General features: G+C 31.6%; 15 protein-coding genes. 10 read left to right on the top strand and 5 right to left on the bottom strand.

Features of this window, described 5'->3' with window-relative positions; genetic code table 11:
- The first annotated feature begins 298 nt into the window (after positions 1 to 298).
- Genes thrA through thrC form a run of 5 tightly spaced genes read left to right on the top strand, consistent with a single transcriptional unit; the run spans position 299 to position 5993 of the window.
- A complete protein-coding gene (thrA, locus tag Q0910_RS22900) occupies positions 299 to 2743 on the top strand; it encodes a bifunctional aspartate kinase/homoserine dehydrogenase I (protein WP_299221985.1) in 2445 nt (814 codons plus the stop codon).
- A 9-nt stretch (positions 2744 to 2752) separates the two neighbouring features.
- On the top strand, positions 2753 to 3349 hold the full coding sequence (locus Q0910_RS22895; RefSeq protein ID WP_299221983.1) for a hypothetical protein: 597 nt from the start codon (positions 2753 to 2755) through the stop codon (positions 3347 to 3349).
- A gap of 39 nt (positions 3350 to 3388) precedes the next feature.
- Positions 3389 to 4318 carry a homoserine kinase gene (locus Q0910_RS22890; protein WP_299221981.1) on the top strand — a complete coding sequence of 310 codons (930 nt, stop codon included), beginning with the start codon at positions 3389 to 3391 and terminating at the stop codon, positions 4316 to 4318.
- A gap of 1 nt (position 4319) precedes the next feature.
- Complete coding sequence (locus tag Q0910_RS22885; protein WP_299221978.1) at positions 4320 to 4688, top strand: RidA family protein; 369 nt, start codon at positions 4320 to 4322, stop codon at positions 4686 to 4688.
- Positions 4689 to 4703: 15 nt separating this feature from the next.
- Positions 4704 to 5993, top strand: coding sequence for a threonine synthase (gene thrC / locus Q0910_RS22880; RefSeq protein WP_299221976.1), 1290 nt, complete (start codon positions 4704 to 4706; stop codon positions 5991 to 5993).
- A gap of 34 nt (positions 5994 to 6027) precedes the next feature.
- On the opposite strand, the gene Q0910_RS22875 is transcribed toward thrC, so the two are convergent.
- Entirely contained in the window at positions 6028 to 6912 is an 885-nt protein-coding gene (locus Q0910_RS22875; RefSeq protein ID WP_299221973.1) for a M28 family peptidase, read from the bottom strand.
- 109 nt (positions 6913 to 7021) lie between these two features.
- Between Q0910_RS22875 and Q0910_RS22870 the strand changes: the two genes are divergently transcribed.
- The 5 genes from Q0910_RS22870 to Q0910_RS22850 all read left to right on the top strand — a co-directional run bounded on the left by Q0910_RS22870 (position 7022) and on the right by Q0910_RS22850 (position 11782).
- Positions 7022 to 7612, top strand: coding sequence for a hypothetical protein (locus tag Q0910_RS22870; RefSeq protein ID WP_299221970.1), 591 nt, complete (start codon positions 7022 to 7024; stop codon positions 7610 to 7612).
- A 97-nt stretch (positions 7613 to 7709) separates the two neighbouring features.
- Entirely contained in the window at positions 7710 to 8741 is a 1032-nt protein-coding gene (gene gshB, locus Q0910_RS22865; protein ID WP_299221967.1) for a glutathione synthase, read from the top strand.
- Complete coding sequence (locus Q0910_RS22860; RefSeq protein WP_299221965.1) at positions 8734 to 9570, top strand: N-formylglutamate amidohydrolase; 837 nt, start codon at positions 8734 to 8736, stop codon at positions 9568 to 9570. Before gshB ends, Q0910_RS22860 begins: the two co-directional genes overlap by 8 nt.
- A gap of 50 nt (positions 9571 to 9620) precedes the next feature.
- The gene (locus tag Q0910_RS22855) at positions 9621 to 10778 is read left to right on the top strand and encodes a flavohemoglobin expression-modulating QEGLA motif protein (protein ID WP_299221964.1); all 1158 of its coding nucleotides are present in this window, start codon (positions 9621 to 9623) and stop codon (positions 10776 to 10778) included.
- Between the two features lie 65 nt (positions 10779 to 10843).
- On the top strand, positions 10844 to 11782 hold the full coding sequence (locus tag Q0910_RS22850; RefSeq protein WP_299221962.1) for a DUF547 domain-containing protein: 939 nt from the start codon (positions 10844 to 10846) through the stop codon (positions 11780 to 11782).
- A gap of 76 nt (positions 11783 to 11858) precedes the next feature.
- On the opposite strand, the gene Q0910_RS22845 is transcribed toward Q0910_RS22850, so the two are convergent.
- The 4 genes from Q0910_RS22845 to Q0910_RS22830 form a co-directional block, all read right to left on the bottom strand.
- Positions 11859 to 13286 (bottom strand): M12 family metallopeptidase, encoded by a 1428-nt coding sequence (locus Q0910_RS22845; RefSeq protein ID WP_299221960.1) that lies wholly within the window; start codon positions 13284 to 13286, stop codon positions 11859 to 11861.
- A gap of 320 nt (positions 13287 to 13606) precedes the next feature.
- On the bottom strand, positions 13607 to 14260 hold the full coding sequence (locus Q0910_RS22840) for a hypothetical protein (RefSeq protein ID WP_299221957.1): 654 nt from the start codon (positions 14258 to 14260) through the stop codon (positions 13607 to 13609).
- A 471-nt stretch (positions 14261 to 14731) separates the two neighbouring features.
- Positions 14732 to 15475 (bottom strand): response regulator transcription factor, encoded by a 744-nt coding sequence (locus tag Q0910_RS22835; RefSeq protein WP_299221954.1) that lies wholly within the window; start codon positions 15473 to 15475, stop codon positions 14732 to 14734.
- 6 nt (positions 15476 to 15481) lie between these two features.
- A complete protein-coding gene (locus Q0910_RS22830) occupies positions 15482 to 17614 on the bottom strand; it encodes a histidine kinase dimerization/phosphoacceptor domain -containing protein (protein WP_299221952.1) in 2133 nt (710 codons plus the stop codon).
- Positions 17615 to 17693 lie beyond the last annotated feature (79 nt).

The following is a 17693-nucleotide window of genomic DNA, read 5'->3' as shown; positions in this document are numbered from 1 at the left end:
AGGATCAATAAAAGTTTATGATTAGTAACGTTTTTATTTTGTTCAAAAGTAAAAAATTATACATTTGAACTTAAATATAAAGCAAACTAATGTTTAGTACGGTTTCAATCTCGGTTTTACTTTTCGCGTTAGGAACAACAGCGGCTTTCGCCTACACTTCTTTTACACGTACTACAGCTACAATTATTACCCTTAGGGGTTAATCATTTATATATCACAGAAATCAAGTAAGTAGTTTATTTTACGTAAAGAAACTACCGAAAAGCTTTATCAAATACATCATTTTAAAAAATATCATATGAACGTTCTAAAGTTTGGAGGTTCTTCAGTTGCAAATGCAGCAACGATAGAAAAAGTTATAGAAATCATCGAAAAGCGGTCTGATAATAGGTCGCTTTATGTGGTTGTTTCTGCTCTGGGAGGAGTAACAGATCTTTTAATACAGGCAGGAAAAGAAGCTTCCTCTAACAACGAAAAATATAAAAACACCCTTATTACGATAGAAAATAGACATTTGGAAGCTATCAAGGAATTAATTCCGGTTATTTCTCAAAGCTCTATAATTAGCAAAGTGAAATCAGAATTAAATAAACTAGAATCTCTATGTGAAGGAGTATATCTCTTAAGTGAGCTATCACCTAAAACGGAATCTGTAATCGCTAGTTTTGGTGAAATGCTATCCTCCTTCATAATCGCTGAAGCGGCAAAGGTAAAAGGGTTAGATATTGTTCTTAAAGATTCTAGAGATTACATTATCACTACAGACGCTGCAAAAGTTACTATTGATTATGAAGAGACTAATTTTAGAATCAAAAGATACGCGCAGGATAATACGCATCAGATTAGTCTATTTCCAGGTTTTGTAGCTAAAACATTAGAAGGAGAGCCAACAACTTTAGGAAGAGGCGGTTCTGATTTTACTGCTGCAATCTTGGCTTCTGCCGTGCAAGCTGATAAATTACAGATTTGGACAGATGTTAGCGGTATGTATACGGCAAATCCTAAGTTAGTAAAACAAGCTAAACCTGTATCGCACATTTCGTATCAGGAAGCAATGGAATTGTCACATTTTGGAGCCAAAGTCATCTATCCTCCTACTATTCATCCAATACTAGATAGAAACATCCCAATTGTAATAAAAAACACATTCCAACCAGAAGATGCGGGAACATTAGTTACAAGAGAAGTAACCAATAGACAAAAACCTGTTACTGGGATTAGCCATATTGATAACATCTCCGTAATATCATTAGAAGGAAGTGGAATGGTCGGTATTCCAGGGTTTTCTAAACGATTATTTGAAGCACTATATCTAGAAAACATCAACGTAATTTTAATTACCCAAGCTTCTTCTGAGCATTCTATCTGTTTGGCAGTAGATGCAGGGGATGCAGAAAGAGCTAAATTAGTTTTGGATACTGCATTCGAATTTGAGATTACAAAACATAAAGTAGACCCTGTAAAAATTGAAAATGAAGCAGCTATTGTAGCATTAGTTGGTGATAATATGTATCACCACCAGGGATTAAGTGGGAAAATGTTTAGTACACTTGGTAAGAATAATGTGAATATCCGTGCAATTGCCCAAGGAGCTTCAGAAAAAAACATTTCTGTTGTTATTGAGAAAAAAGATATCAAAAAAGCACTAAATATATTACACGAACGCTTTTTTGAGGTAAAAACAAAACAACTGAACTTGTTTGTAACAGGTGTTGGAAATGTAGGTAGTAAACTACTCGATCAATTAGAACAGCAAAAAAGCTACTTAAAAGATAAGTTGCGTCTTAAAATACGTGTTGTCGGAATTTCTAATTCCAGAACTATGATTTTTGATGAAAACGGAATCAAATTAGATTCATGGAAAGATAGACTTACAGAAGGAGAAAAAGCGGATTCAGAGAAATTTTTCAATACAGCTAAAGAAATGAATATTCGGAACTCTATATTTGTTGATAACACGGCTAACCCGGATATAGCGAAGGTTTATAAACACTATTTAGCAGAAAGTATGGCTGTGGTTACTTGTAACAAGATTGCCTGTGCTGATGAATATGTAAATTATTCCGAGCTACAGGAACTTTCTAGAAAATTCAGTGCTTCTTTTCTTTATGAAACAAATGTAGGAGCGGGATTACCAATCATTGACACGCTAAACAACTTAATTGCTTCTGGAGATAATGTCCATAAAATTCAAGCAGTGTTGTCTGGTAGTCTTAATTTTGTATTTAACAATTATAAAGAAGGAGTCAAATTTTATGATGTGGTGAAACAAGCACAAGAAGAGGGGTATACAGAACCAGATCCTAAGATTGATCTTAGTGGTGTAGACGTTGCTAGAAAGATCCTTATTTTAGCACGTGAAAGTGGAAATATTATGGAATTAGAAGATATCGAAAAAGAAGCTTTTCTACCTCAGAAAAGTCTAGACACTAGTAATGTTGATGATTTCTTCGAATCGCTAAAAGCTAATGAAGCTCATTTTTTACAAATTCTTGATGAAGCCAACAAAAAAGACTGTCGACTAAAATATGTTGCTCAATATGAAAACGGAAAAGCCAAAGTAGGGTTACAACATATTCCTGCTGATCATCCTTTTTATAACTTAGAAGGAAGTGATAATATCGTTCTTTTTTATACAGATCGATATCCTAAACAACCGCTAATCGTAAAAGGCGCTGGTGCCGGTGCAGAAGTTACAGCTTCAGGTATATTTGCAGATATCATTAGAATTGGTAAAAAATAAAAACACTATATGAAACAAGCTAATTTCCCTATAAAATTAATTTTTAATATTACTACACTTGCTAATGATTTTACTGCTCAAGATGCAAATGGTAATACGATAGCCTATGTTAAACAAAAGATGTTTAAACTAAAAGAAGCTATCACTATTTATGAAAACGAAACTAAAAGTAAAATTAATTTCACTATTAAGGCCGATAAGTGGTTAGACTTTTCTGCTGCCTATGTATTTTCTAATAATGAAGGACAAGAAACCGGAAAAATTGTAAGGAAAGGATGGGCTTCCTTATGGAAAGCGGAATATGAGTTAATTGATCAAAACCAGAAACTTCAATATCATATTCGAGAAGAAAATGGTTGGGTTAAAGTATTTGATAAATTACTCGGAGAAATTCCTATCTTAAGTATATTAACAGGATATTTATTTAACCCCTCTTATAAGGTTACCAATCTAAACGATGAAATCATTGTAAGATTAAAAAAACAGCCTTCATTCTTCGGAAGAAAATTTGAAATCATAAAATTGAAAGATATTGATAGTGATGATGATGAAAGGGTCATTCTTGGATTGATGATGATGATTTTATTAGAAAGACGTAGAGGATAATTTCGTTATAATAGCTACAAACGATACAATGAAAATAAGATGTCAATAAAAAGTATAAAAATCTTTGCTCCTGCTACTGTAGCCAATCTTTCTTGTGGCTTTGATGTGCTTGGATGTTGTTTAGATACTGTGGGAGATGAAATGATCATTTCGTTGACTTCAGAATCAGGAGTTAGAATTACCAAAATTGAAGGAGCAGATTTGCCTTTAGATACAAAGAAAAACGTAGCGGGCGTAGCGGTTGAAGCCTTGTTAGAAAATTACGATAAGGAAGTAGGTGTTGATATTGAGATTTATAAAAAAATCAAAGCAGGTAGTGGCATAGGAAGTAGTGCAGCAAGCAGCGCAGGAGCTGTTTGGGCACTGAATTATCTTCTGGATCATCCTTTTACACCACATCAATTAATAGCTTTTGCTATGGAAGGTGAAAAACTTGCTAGTGGAAACGCACATGCGGACAACGTAGCTCCTGCCCTTCTTGGTGGATTTACATTAGTTAGAAGTTATGATCCATTAGATGTTATCAAATTACATACTCCACAAAATTTGGTAATGACCGTAATCCATCCACAAATTGAAGTAAAAACTTCGGATGCGCGATCTGTTATCAAACAAAATGTAACCCTAAAACAGGCAATTCAGCAATGGGGAAATGTTGGAGGATTGGTATCCGGACTCTTTACGGAGGATTATGGTCTTATCGGTCGTAGTTTAGAAGATGTTATTGTAGAACCTATGCGCTCTATTCTGATTCCTGAATTTAAAAATGTTAAAAAAGCCGCTATTGCAAAAGGTGCTTTGGGATGTGGGATTTCGGGGTCTGGACCCTCAATTTTCGCATTAAGTAAAGGCATGGATACTGCAAAAAATGTAGCAGAAGCCATAAGAGAAGTATATATTAAAACTGGACTTGATTTTGATATTCATATTTCTAAAATCAATAGTCAAGGAATAAAAATAATTGATTGACATGCAAGAAATAAAAAAGATAGCGACGGGTTCTCCTTGGGAAGACATTGTGGGGTACTCAAGAGCTATAAAAATTGAAAATACTATCGAAGTTTCGGGTACTACTGCTCCAGGAACCAATGAATATGAACAAACTGTTGCTATTATTGAATCTGTGAAAAAAGTTCTAAATCAATTAAATGCTGATCTTAGTCATGTAGTTCGTACCAGAATATACTGCACAGATATCTCTAAGTGGGAAGAAATTGGTAAAGCTCACGGAGAATACTTCAAGGAAATAAAACCAGTGACAGCGATGGTGGAAGTTTCAAAATTAATAGATCCAAATATCCTGGTAGAAATAGAGTTTTCTGCTATAGTTCCAAAATAACAAATTAGAATACAAATGCAATACTATAGTTTATACAATAAGGCTCCTAAAGTCTCTTTTTCTGAAGCTGTAATCAAAGGGTTAGCGCCAGACAAAGGATTATATTTCCCGGAAAGTATAACTCCACTTCCGAAATCTTTCTTTGACAACATAGAAAATCTAGATACTATAGAAATTGGTTTTCAGACGATTAAACAATTTGTGGGTGATGAAATTCCAGAGTCTGAGTTAAGGGATATTCTTAGAGATGTATTAAGTTTTGATTTTCCTGTAATTGATATCACGAAAAATATTGGAACTCTAGAACTCTTTCATGGTCCAACCATGGCTTTTAAGGATGTAGGAGCTCGGTTTATGGCCCGATGCTTAGGTTATTTTAATCGAAACAATGATCATAAAGTTACAGTGCTTGTTGCTACTTCTGGAGATACAGGAGGTGCTGTCGCACAAGGTTTTTTAGGCGTAAAAGGTGTGGATGTAGTAATTCTATACCCTTCCGGAAAAGTTAGTGATATACAAGAACGACAACTTACTACACTAGGTCAAAATATTACTGCGCTAGAAGTAGATGGAGTATTTGATGATTGTCAGGATATGGTTAAAAAGGCCTTTCTGGATGAAAGTATTACGGATCATATGCAATTAACATCAGCTAACTCTATTAATATTGCCAGATGGTTACCTCAATTGTTTTATTTCGTTTTTGCATATAAACAGCTAAAAAGCAAAGGAAAAGAAATTGTTTTTTCTGTTCCTAGTGGTAATTTCGGGAATATTTGTGCGGGTATTGTAGCACACAAACTAGGACTCCCAGTAAAACATTTTGTGGCAGCTACTAATGTGAATGATACTGTAGTTCGATATATGAAAACATCGAATTATGACCCAAAACCCTCTAAAGCAACTATATCCAATGCTATGGATGTTGGGAATCCTAGTAATTTTATTAGAATTCAGCAATTGTTTGATAATAAATTCGAATCTTTAAAGCATCATTTTTCTGCCTATAGTTTTGATGATGCTACTACCAGAGATGCTATGAAGGAAGTATATAATCAAAGTAAATATATTGCAGATCCTCACGGAGCTGTTGGATATTTAGGACTAAAAGAGTATAATTTACAGAAAAATGAATATGGTGTTTTTCTAGAAACGGCGCATCCGGTTAAGTTCTTGGATATTGTCGAGACAACCTTAGATGTCAAAATCCCAATACCTCCACAGATTCAAAAAGTAATGAATAAGCCAAAGGTAAGTATTAAGACTAATGATTATAAAAAATTAAAGGAGTTCTTACTGAAATAGAAGAACTCCTTTAAAAATATGTATTTGTAATATTTTATTTAGAAAGAGATTTCATCACTTTATAAACAATATCTGACGTAGAGGCTAAATATTTAAAATTAACTGTTGTATACTTATCTGCGGCCTGATGAACATATGGAGAATTATCTCCATTCATTAATTCTGCTGTAATAGTAATGGTTTCATACCCCAAAGTAGAGAAAACCCTTGTTTCTGGAGTTGAAACTCTTCTTTTAAACACAGGAACACCCGATTCTAATCGATACGCAGATTCTAAACTTATATTAGAAGCTAATAGTTCTATAGCCCTATCCTCATCATTATCCCATCCTACATAATCCACTCTATGCATAGAGTTTATATTATATTTATCATCTTGTAATTTTTTAACAAACATTCTACAACCAATCATATTAGTTTCTTGTTGATCAAAAAATACAATCATAAAATTAATGCTTCTATTGGCTAATTTTGTTAATTTCTCGGCTACATAAATGGTTAAGGCTATTCCAGTTGCATTATGAACCGCTCCGGGGCTGCCTTCTGCTGTATCATAATGAGCACCTAAAACAATATACTCATCACTTCCATTAGTTGCAGGAATATCTGCATAGACATTTGCTCCACTATATTGATTTCCTTTTTTATCCTGTACGTTGTAAGTATTACGTTTAGGTTTAAGGCCCATTTCTTTGAGGGAATTAAATAAATAATCTGCTGTGGTTTTCCGTTCAGACTTACTGGCGCGACTTGATAACTTTTTTTTCCCTTTTATTGGTATGTGTCCGGTAAGTTTACCAACAATATCTTTCTGTATATTAATTATCTCAGCCTCAGTTTGATCATCTAACGATTGAGCCATTGAAATCTGAACGCAAAAAATAAAGAGTAGTAATGTTTTAAACTTATATAATTTCATTTTTAAATTTTTGTATTCGTACTTTTCCTTCTTTCCTTTCACAAATTTATAAAAAACAATAAATAATTTTACAATTAGTATTTTTATTGTTTAAAATAATCGTTTCTATATGACTTTTTCAAAAACCATACCATTTTTTATTATCATCTTACTGGTATTTATACAATGTAATAAACAGGATACATCCATCAATCTCTTATCCGCTCCCGATAATTGGAGAAAAGAAACGATAGAATTTCCCTTATCATTCGCACCATCTCTAAACTATAAAGGTACTGAATATGTTCGATTTGCTCCAGGATGGGGTAAACAAGATTCTAAGGAGTATTTTTCTTATGCATTTCTTTGGTATCTAGATGAAGATCCAAAATTATCAACTAATACTTTAGAATCAGAACTAGAAATCTATTTTAACGGTTTAGTACAGGCAGTTTCGGAACCTAATTCTCAATCTTTAAATAACCTTCCAAAGGCCAAAGCTTTTTTCGAAAAGATTGACGATCAGTCCTATGCTGGTAAAGTATTAACCTACGATCCATTTACCACTAAAAAAGAAGTAAATCTCAATATTGTAGTTAGGCATACACCTTGTAAAAAAATTGACAAATATCTAGTCATTTTCAGAATCTCGCCACAGCAAATTGATCATCCAGTTTGGGAGAAATTAAATGAAGTCGTAGTTAACGTAGCCTGTGAGTAAGATCATTATCTAGATTAAATTATTGTAAGTTTTATTTCTTTTTTAGGTATCTAAACACAAAATTTATTATTTTTCTTTTCTAAAACACATATTACTCATGAACGCTTGCTTTCTTATGTACCCTTGGGAGGATATTGATCCAGAGAATGATACTAGTCTTACACTAATACACGAATTTGCAAAGAGAGGACATGGAGTTGCGCTGGCAACACCATCAAACCTAACGATTAGAGATAGTGTTACCTATTCTTTTTGTAAAGTTATTAACCGTCAAGAGAAAGTTTCTTCTTCTATGAAGTCGTTTTATATTAAAACAACATTTAGAGATGAGATGTTGCCGTTAGCAGGATTTGATGTGATTGTTTTACGCAGTAATCCTCCACTAGATATGATTATGCTCAATTTTCTGGATTCCATAAAAGATGATGTTTTTATTATGAATGATATTGATGGAATCAGAAGATCAAACAATAAACTCTACACAGCTGCATTTGATGGTATTGACACGCATTTCATTCCAAGAACTCATGTGACTAAAAACAAAGATTATCTGATCAAAATGATCAAAGAGTCTACAAACGATAAAATGATTCTTAAACCACTTAATGGTTTTGGAGGTTCTGGCGTTATTTTGATCGAAAAACGAGCTATGACAAGTATTCGTTCTTTATTAGACTTTTATATAGACAATAAAGATGGTACCACTAACTACGTAATACTTCAGGACTATATCGAAGGAGCTGATCAGGGTGATGTCCGTATTCTTATTTTAAATGGAAAACCTATTGGTGCTATGCGTCGAATTCCAGGAGAGGATGATCATAGATCTAATGTTACTGCAGGTGGTTCTGTGGTAAAGCATTCGTTGACAAAACAAGAAAAAGAATTATGTCGTTTAATAGGTCCTAAACTTGTTAAAGATGGATTATATTTTGTAGGTATTGATGTTATCAACGGTATGCTGGTAGAAGTAAATGTGATGAGTCCGGGAGGAATTACTTATATCAACAAAAAGTATAAAGTAAGATTACAAGAAAAAGTAGTAGATTTTATTGAGGATAAAGTAGTTCAACGAGTTAGCAGATTTGATAGAAAAGCCAAACTAAGAAAAACGGTGGATGATGCTTAAGCTTTCTATTGATGAAATCATTCGTAAAATAAATGCTGAAGAACCTTTTCATGCCATTACAGAAGATTATTCATTTTCTATTAAAATTGATTCTTACACTTTTTATATTTGTGGAGCAGTTCATGACGGGCATCAGTTTAGAAAAGAACTTTGGGATAATTGCCTACATACTGAATTTGAACGATGGTATGAAGAAGATCCAGCTACAAAACAGATGGTACAAAGTCATCCTATTGTGATTGCTGGCTGTGATTCAAGATTTGAGTATGACCTTAATAGAGACCCCGAAAATGCAATTTATAAAGATGCCTGGGGAAAACAACTATGGGAGAACCCATTAACTGCTGATGCGAAACAATTTTCTCTTAAAAAACATCAGAACTTTTATGAGGTAGTTCACGCCTTAATTTCCAAAATTGAATCCAAATATAATGGGGCTATTGTGTATGATATACACTCATATAACCGAAAAAGATGGGATAGAGATGTTCCTGTTGTAAATCTTGGGACAACTAATATAGATAATAATAGATTTTCTTCATTAATAGATTCTTGGTGTAAAACACTATCAGAAATTAAACTTCCAAATGCAACAGAAATGACAGCTGCTATTAATGATACATTTCAAGGAAATGGATATTTTCTAAAATACATAACCAACCATTTTAGTAATACTTTGGTACTGGCGACTGAGTTTTCTAAAATATATTGCCACGAATTGGATTATATTATCTATCCCGAAGTAGTTTATGCGATCGAACAAGAATTAAAAGTTAGACTCCCTAAACATGCTCAATCATTTTATCAAAGCTTTATTAATCCAAAGTAGTGTTTCTGAAAACTTAATCTATTATTTTTGTACTTAGTTAAAAAAACAATATGATCGAAGATGTTGTAGATACATACTCAGATTTATTCGAAATTGATCAAAATCTTGATAGACTTGTTAAGAACATTGAACTTCTTAATTATCTGAATCCACTAAATATTGAACAGGAAAAAAAGAGCTTTTTTGCTTGTAAATATCGTTTTAATCCAAAATTTAACTATCGAAAAATAAAATTCGACCCATATAAATTACAACGACTATTTTTTAGTCAACGGTTAGAACGAATTGAAGATGAAGAGATCAGAAAACTATATCAAGATATCATTTATGAATATTCTGGATTGATTCAATGTATTGAAACGATTGGTCGCGGGAAGAATTTTTATTACAATTCATTAAAAGTTTTCGGTACTCCCAAAGAACGTGATGTAGAAAATGCACGATTTATTCTTCATTTTGAAGATGAAAATCCAAGAGAAGAATTCGCAAAAAAGCATACTGCTGCGGATGCTGAAGCATATTTCAGAAATTTTGCTGAGCGTTATGACTTTGACTTTACTATCAAAAAATCTACCCATATCTCTGCAGCTGCTATGGTTCTTAATGCTTCAGAAACACTTGTTTTAAAGAAAAACAATAAGTTTAGCGACAATGACTTAATGGTACTGGCTAATCATGAGATTGGGGTACATATGGTTACTACTTTTAATGGAAAAAGTCAACCGCTGAAAATTTTTTCTAATGGTTTTGTTAATAATACAGAGACCCAAGAAGGACTTGCTGTATTTAGTGAATATATGTCCGGCTGTTTAACGCTAAAACGAATGAAAGAATTAGCTTATCGTGTTATAGCCGCAGACAGTCTAATCAAAGGATATGATTTTAAAGATACCTTTGATCTGCTATATAACCAATATAAACTGGATAAAGAAACAGCTTGGCAAATAACCCTAAGGGTACATCGTGGTGGTGGTTTTACTAAGGATTATCTCTATCTCACAGGACTTAAAAAAGTCTATGATTACTATTATTCTAATCAGGATATGGATGCATTACTAACCGGTAAAGTAACTTTGGAAAATAAAAGTGCAATTGATCGATTACAACAATTAGGATTATCCATAAAGAGTCTTCATATGACAGATTCTTTTGCAAAAAACATGAATGCAAATAAAAAGTTAGATTTTATTCTCAGCAACTTAAAATAGATTTTTTAGGCAATTTTCTAAAAAAAAAGAAAGACTATTCTAGTATCAGTTTAAAACAATATATCATGCAAAAGGTGTTTTTACTACTCACATTTTTTTTTATATCGGGATGTGCTTCTGATAAGAAAGAAAAGAAAACGAATGCTCAAATTGAAAATACCATTGTTACAGAAGACCCTATCAATAAACCTCAAACAGAAGATACAATTACCAATACGGAAGTGATTGAAAATAAAGAAACTAAAGATTCGATTTTAGATTCTAAAAACACAAAGAAAGTTGAGGAAGAAACTAAAGATGATACTCCTGTAAAAGAAGAAACAAAAGAAAAAATTGTAGCAAAAGAAACAGAAAAAATTAGACCTGATCATTCCAATTGGAATCTATTGACTAAAAAATACGTTTCTGCTTCAGGAAAAGTAAACTATAGCGGTTTTAAAGCTAATATTTCTGAAATAGATACTTATTTATTACATCTTCAGAATATTACTCCGCAAAAGGATTGGACAAAAAATGAAAAATTATCATATTGGTTTAATCTCTATAACGCTTCAACAATCCACTTAGTTGCGAGTGCGTATCCAGTAAAAAGTATTAAGGATATTAACAACGGAAAACCTTGGGATAAGAAATTTATAAAGTCAGGGAGTAAGGTATACTCCTTAAATGAAATAGAAAACACAATTGTTCGCCCAAATTTTAATGAACCAAGGTTACACGTGGCTTTTAATTGCGCGGCAGTCTCCTGCCCTAAATTATTAAATGAAGCCTTCACTCCTACCAAACTTAATAATCAATTAAATAAATTATCTAAAACCTGGATCAATGACCCAACCAAAAATGAAATCAATGCAAACATCATAGCAATTAGCAAAATATTTGAATGGTATGGTGTTGATTTTAAAAAAGGTATTATTCCATTTATTAATACCTATGCTACTATAAAAGCGAATGATTCTGCAAAAATTCAATACTTAGAATATAATTGGGATCTAAACGATTAAAACATGTATTCGTTGTATAAAAAAACCCTTCCGGTAGTCTAATAACTACCGGAAGGGTTAAAAATTATTATTACTATTATAGTGGCGGTAAAGCCAAATATCTATTTGAAGTATCTTCTACTTTATTTAAAAATACTAATGCCTGATGAAAAGTTACTGCAGCATCTGCTCTTGTAGCATTCTCATTGGGGCGTAATTTATTAGTTATTGAATTATTCAAATTGTAAACTGAAATTAATTTATTTTCGTAAGCATCAGCAACCCTACCATTATCTATTGCCCAATTAGGAATATCACCTCTATCAGAGAAAAAATCTAAATCAGAATTTCTTCCTCCATCTAATCTTAATCCACTTGATAAAGCTACAAATAATTGAACTCGGGTTACTTTCTCATTTGGTCTAAATGTTCCATCAGGGAATCCAGACATATATCCTGATTTTACTGCTAGAGATATTGCTTCAATTGCCCAATAATCCGTGTCAGGTACATCAGGGAAATTAATATCAGGTCTAATTTCTTCAGTAGGTTTAATAATACTAGCAATTAATGCAGCAAACTCAGCTCTTGTTAGAAGATTATTTGGTTTAAATGTTCCGTCAGAAAATCCTGATACTAGTCCCATTCTCATTAAAAGGTTTATTTCATATTGTGCCCAATGATTAGAAATATCACTTGCTAGTGGCACTGAATTAGCATACATTAAATTTACACCACGAATATCATTAGCAGTTAAAGTTCCTGGAGGATATGACCAACCTGTTCCATCAAGCTTTTCCATAACAGGCTTGGTTCTATCTATTGCATGATCAGTAACTCCTGCTCTATATATCATAACACTTTCGTAGTCTATTCCAGTAGTAAAGTCTCTACCTGATGCAGTAGTATTTTTCTTATATTGTGCTCGACTAAATAAATTATCTCGTATATTATCCCATAATATTCTAATATATTGATCTCTATTATACTTATTGTGCTCGTGATATAAACCAACAGTATGTCCTAATTCGTGAATCAACAATTCACGGTTAATACATCCTCCAACATTTAGCTCTTGCATTCCTCCTTTTCTACCTATAAAAGATTGACAACCACCTGTAGCAACAAAATTCACATAAGCTTGTTGATTTGTCCTTTTCTCAAATTTAATTACTGTCTTATTTTTCCAGTGATTCATTGCTTTAGTAATAATTTGTTTTTGAGAGTCGGATACATTACTAGATATAGCATAGTACACAATTCCATTTGGCCATAAAACACCAGTTTTACCACTACTCTTCCTATTATCATCCACATCTATTAAAATATCACCCTCCATTACATAATGATTCCCTTTTTTTTCTACATATATTTTTTCACCATAGTATTCTACCTCTACTATTTCAGTATCCTCTTCAATTCCAATACTTGTTTCGTCTAAGATTTCCTCTTTCTCACAAGAAATAAATAATACAGAAGAAAAAACAAACGTTAATACTGTAAATGTTTTTAAATAAAACCTCATAACTTATTGTAATTTAAATATTTAACTTTTATTATTTGACGATGCAAATGTACGAGAGAAGACTAGTTTGGGCTTTCTAAAAAATGCTGCTGCTTTATAAAAATTGACATTAACTTTATTTAACATAAAAATTCCTTCTAAGAACATTTATACCTCTTTAAACAAGTACTTTTGAATTTGTAGATGTTATATGAGATCCTCTATACAAAATGTATTCACTGGATTTTAGATTGTAGTGACTAGGTAGGTATAAACAACAAAAAAATGGAGCTGCTTATTTAAACAGCTCCAATTGATTGAATATTTTTGTTATGAATTATTTAAAAAACCCAACAATAAGAATCCATACAAAGTATAGCACCAGCTCCATATCCAGCTATACAGGCAGCAGATACAACAATAGTCGGAGAACCTCCTATCACACAAGCCCAAGCAGGTAATCCAACTGCTAGTAAACAAGTGATATATCTCCAACCGCAACGTCTATTGTTTTTTCCAATAAAAGTAACATCTAAGAAATCAGATTTGTCCAAATTTTGGAATAAATTTTCCGCCTCAGATTTAGACAAGTTATTATAATCTATGCCGGTTCCCACTTCTTTTTCAATTTGAGGAAATTTTGAAATTAAACTTTCATAATGCATTTTTGCTAAAAGAAAATTCTCTGAAATTTTTATCTGATTTTTATCAAAAATTTCTTGCATTTTTTCCTCATCTTTATCTATAATTACTTTCTTATATTCAGTAAGAGAAACATTATTGTTTTTTAAGGAAGTCTGTACTAAAGAAATATTATTAATAAGTAATTTTTCTAATGCTAGGTAGTCCGGGTCGCTTTCAATGGCTTTATCATCAATTTCAATTTGAGCCTCAATTGAAGTTGCCCCTGTTTCTTCGTTTTCACAAGATGTAATTACTAATGATAACATTAGTATGCAGGACATTAAATAAAAAATTTTTCTATAATTTATCATTGTTTTTGGTTTTAAGATTTTAACTTATTTTAATAGTTAACAAAAAATAATAATCTGGAAAACTGATCAGATACTAGTTTTTTCCGTATTTATTAAAACTTCTTGTTTATCAGAAATATTTCAATGACAAATTTATGTTATTGTATTATAAATGGATTTATTAAAATTGTGTACGCTTTACTATAAATGACTAAATTATCAACTTTTACGTATTTAGGGAACATTATTCTTTACATTGTTTATACTCTTATTAAACTCAAAGAGATTATTATATTGAATAATTGTCATTCTTTTAATCTGAAATAGTATTCGATTTTTAAATCCAACAGAAGATTTGGATTAGTCCTGTCTAATCATAAATTGTTTTGGCTTTCTACTATTATAAATACTTCTATCTATTTTTAGAGATATACTTACAAAGTTTTTTTAAGTATATCTCTATAAAGAATGGGATCATCATAAAGAATAAGTTCATCTTTTTTTATAGGTTCTTCGATAATTTTCTGCATTTGTACCTATACTTTTCTGAAAGGTTACGCTAAAATTAGAATGACTTTGGAAACCCAGATCATAAGCGATGGTGGATATTGGCAAATCAGTTTCAGTAAGTAGTGATTTTGCTTTATTGATCTTTTGTTCTAGTATATATTGGTAAGGAGTAGATCCTATATAAGTTTTAAAATTTCTTATAAAATGATGGTGTTGCCAATTCGTCATTTCTGCGAGTTCTTTTACTACCAGTTTTTTATCCAAATTATTGACTATGTAATCGGTAACTTTTCTTAATTTAAAAGGGATATCACTTGCTGGAGTCTCGGAATTACGAACTGGATCTAATTTTCTGTGTTTATGATTAGAAAAAGCTATTTCTATAGTGGAAATAATAGTTTCTGGTTTAAAAGGTTTGATAATGTACCCCATAGGTCTGGTTTTCTTAACCTCATCAAGTGTCAATTTATCAGACAAAGAAGTAATAAAAATATATGGAATCGTATCTTTTTCTAATAGATAATTAGCAACATCGGTACCCTGTTTTTTACCTCTTAAATTTATATCTATAAGTACCATATCAGGGGATAACAATTCTATCTGTTCTAAAGCCTCTTCAACACTGGTACAAGTTGCCACAGGATTCCAGCTATTGTTTTTTAGAATACGAGCCAGATCTGCAGCTATGATCAACTCATCTTCTACAATTAGTATTTTTTTAGACATGATTGGTTAAGGTTTTAAATATTCGAATAAAATTTTAATCGATGTTCCATTATTCTTACTTACAATCATTTCCCCGTTTATTTGTCTTACTAATAATTCTACCAGTTTGAGACCATATGACGATGATTCTTTATTAGGGTCTTTTTCCGAAATTCCAATACCATCATCTTCTATAAGAATGGCTATTTTTTCTACTTCTTTATATACCTTAATTCCTAGTATCCCGGTTTTCTTTCCATCAAACGCATATTTAAATGCATTATGCACCAATTCGTTGACAATAATTCCTACTGGTATTGCGGTATCGATATGAAAATAGAATTCTTCTGCATCAATAGTATACTTTATTTTTTGATCATTAAAGTCAAAAGAATCATAACCCGCTTTTACTAATTTCAATAAGTATTTATGAAAATCTATATGCTCGATTTTATCATTAGAATATAGAATCTGGTGCACTAATGCCATAGATGTAATCCTATTTTGACTTCTCTCTACAAAGGCTTCAATTTTCTTGTCATTAAGTCTATCTGCCTGCAGATTCAGAATACTAGTCACTAATTGCAGATTATTTTTTACACGATGATGTACCTCTTTCAATAAAACTTCTTTTTCTCCTAATGCTTTCTCTAACTCCGTACTTTTATCGATCAAGGTCTGGTTTTTGTCTTCTATTTCTTCATTTTTATTTGATAATAACAGGTTATTCCGTTTTTTGATTCTATACTGGAAAAAAATACTTCCTATAGCTATGGCTGACATTCCCAAAATTGCCCATAATATATAATTCTGATATCGTTGGCGTACGATTTGTAATTCTTTGATTTTATTTTCGCTATTCAGGGTGGTAATCTCTTTTTCTTTTTGGGATGTTTCGAATTTAACCTGTAATTCTTTAATTTCATCCCTGCTTTTAACTTTTTCTAAACTATCTAATACTCGTATGGATTCTTTATAATTTATAAGAGAAGAAAGGTAGTCTCCTCTAATTGAATCTATTCTGGATAACAATTTATAAAGATCTGGTTTTTCCTCGATAATCTTTTTCTGATTTGATAATACTAAAGCACTATCAATTATTATCTTAGATTTTTCATAATCTCCTTTATTAAGATAATTCTTAGCCAAACCTCGTAGAGTTGCTATATATCTTTTTTCATCGCCTGTTTTTTTATAGATTTCTAATGCCGTTTTATTATAAACAATAGCCGTAGCATAATCCTTTTTTTCTAAAACAGAAACAGTTCCTAAGTTGTTATATATATCAGCTTTTATATATTCGAGTTCCAATTTATTTGCATATACTAAAGCTTCATTTAAAAGCTCTGAAGATTTTTTAGTGTTCTTTAATTCCAGATAACAACTTCCTAAATTATACAAATTAGTACAGATCAGTCCTTCATTTCCTATTTCCCTACTATACTGAAGTGATTTTTCTACATAATATATGACCTTTTCCATTTCGTTAGTATGCCAAGACAGTACTCCAATACTATTGTATATAGAAGCTAGTGCATATATATCATTAAGATCCTCTTGTATTTCTAAAGCTATTATGTAGTTTTTAATTGCAGAATCAAAATCTCCTTTTTCTGCATTAAACATTCCTAAATTTGTATAATAACTTGCTATCGATTCCTTATCGTTAATTTTGGGCAGAATCAATTTAGCATTATCAAAAAAATAAGTTGCTGAATCAAATCTTCTCATTACTACTTGATAGGCAGCGATATCGCTATAACAATCAAAAACTAGTTCATCATCCTCTATTTCATTTGCAATGTTTAATCTCTTAAGGTTTATCTTTTTTATACTATCCATTGCATACTTTTGCACGAAAAACGAATGTTTTTGTGTTAGTACCTCATAAACTTTCCTATTATCAGAAACAGCCGTATTTAATATGGATAAAGATTTGTCCATATAAATATTTGCAGAATCGTTTTGAAGGTTATTATATGAATCAGTAAGGTCTATAAATATAGATAAGCTATCCGTAGGTTTCAATTTCAGAAGCGTTTGTAAACTATCAATCTGCTCCCTTACCGTTTTACCTTCCTGACTATAACAGGAATTCTGGTAAAATAAAACAATACTAAGTATAATTGTTAGTTTTTTAAAAAACGGTTTTCTATTCATACAACTTAAATTATCCTATACTTAAGTACTGAATATAAATTACAATAAAAATTTGATATTCCAGATTTATTAAAACATA

The organism is uncultured Aquimarina sp., assembly GCF_947495315.1.
GTDB lineage: Bacteria > Bacteroidota > Bacteroidia > Flavobacteriales > Flavobacteriaceae > Aquimarina.
This window is presented reverse-complemented; position numbering and strand designations above follow the sequence as displayed.

What these genes read in the sequence shown, in the direction of transcription:
- Q0910_RS22885 (WP_299221978.1), top strand. Translation starts at nt 4,320, where the DNA reads ATGCAAGAAATAAAAAAGATAGCGACGGGTTCTCCTTGGGAAGACATT.
- Q0910_RS22890 (WP_299221981.1), top strand. Translation starts at nt 3,389, where the DNA reads ATGTCAATAAAAAGTATAAAAATCTTTGCTCCTGCTACTGTAGCCAAT.
- thrC (WP_299221976.1), top strand. Translation starts at nt 4,704, where the DNA reads ATGCAATACTATAGTTTATACAATAAGGCTCCTAAAGTCTCTTTTTCT.
- Q0910_RS22840 (WP_299221957.1), bottom strand. Translation starts at nt 14,260, where the DNA reads ATGATAAATTATAGAAAAATTTTTTATTTAATGTCCTGCATACTAATG.
- Q0910_RS22855 (WP_299221964.1), top strand. Translation starts at nt 9,621, where the DNA reads ATGATCGAAGATGTTGTAGATACATACTCAGATTTATTCGAAATTGAT.
- Q0910_RS22835 (WP_299221954.1), bottom strand. Translation starts at nt 15,475, where the DNA reads ATGTCTAAAAAAATACTAATTGTAGAAGATGAGTTGATCATAGCTGCA.
- Q0910_RS22895 (WP_299221983.1), top strand. Translation starts at nt 2,753, where the DNA reads ATGAAACAAGCTAATTTCCCTATAAAATTAATTTTTAATATTACTACA.
- thrA (WP_299221985.1), top strand. Translation starts at nt 299, where the DNA reads ATGAACGTTCTAAAGTTTGGAGGTTCTTCAGTTGCAAATGCAGCAACG.
- gshB (WP_299221967.1), top strand. Translation starts at nt 7,710, where the DNA reads ATGAACGCTTGCTTTCTTATGTACCCTTGGGAGGATATTGATCCAGAG.
- Q0910_RS22860 (WP_299221965.1), top strand. Translation starts at nt 8,734, where the DNA reads ATGCTTAAGCTTTCTATTGATGAAATCATTCGTAAAATAAATGCTGAA.
- Q0910_RS22870 (WP_299221970.1), top strand. Translation starts at nt 7,022, where the DNA reads ATGACTTTTTCAAAAACCATACCATTTTTTATTATCATCTTACTGGTA.
- Q0910_RS22830 (WP_299221952.1), bottom strand. Translation starts at nt 17,614, where the DNA reads ATGAATAGAAAACCGTTTTTTAAAAAACTAACAATTATACTTAGTATT.
- Q0910_RS22845 (WP_299221960.1), bottom strand. Translation starts at nt 13,286, where the DNA reads ATGAGGTTTTATTTAAAAACATTTACAGTATTAACGTTTGTTTTTTCT.
- Q0910_RS22850 (WP_299221962.1), top strand. Translation starts at nt 10,844, where the DNA reads ATGCAAAAGGTGTTTTTACTACTCACATTTTTTTTTATATCGGGATGT.
- Q0910_RS22875 (WP_299221973.1), bottom strand. Translation starts at nt 6,912, where the DNA reads ATGAAATTATATAAGTTTAAAACATTACTACTCTTTATTTTTTGCGTT.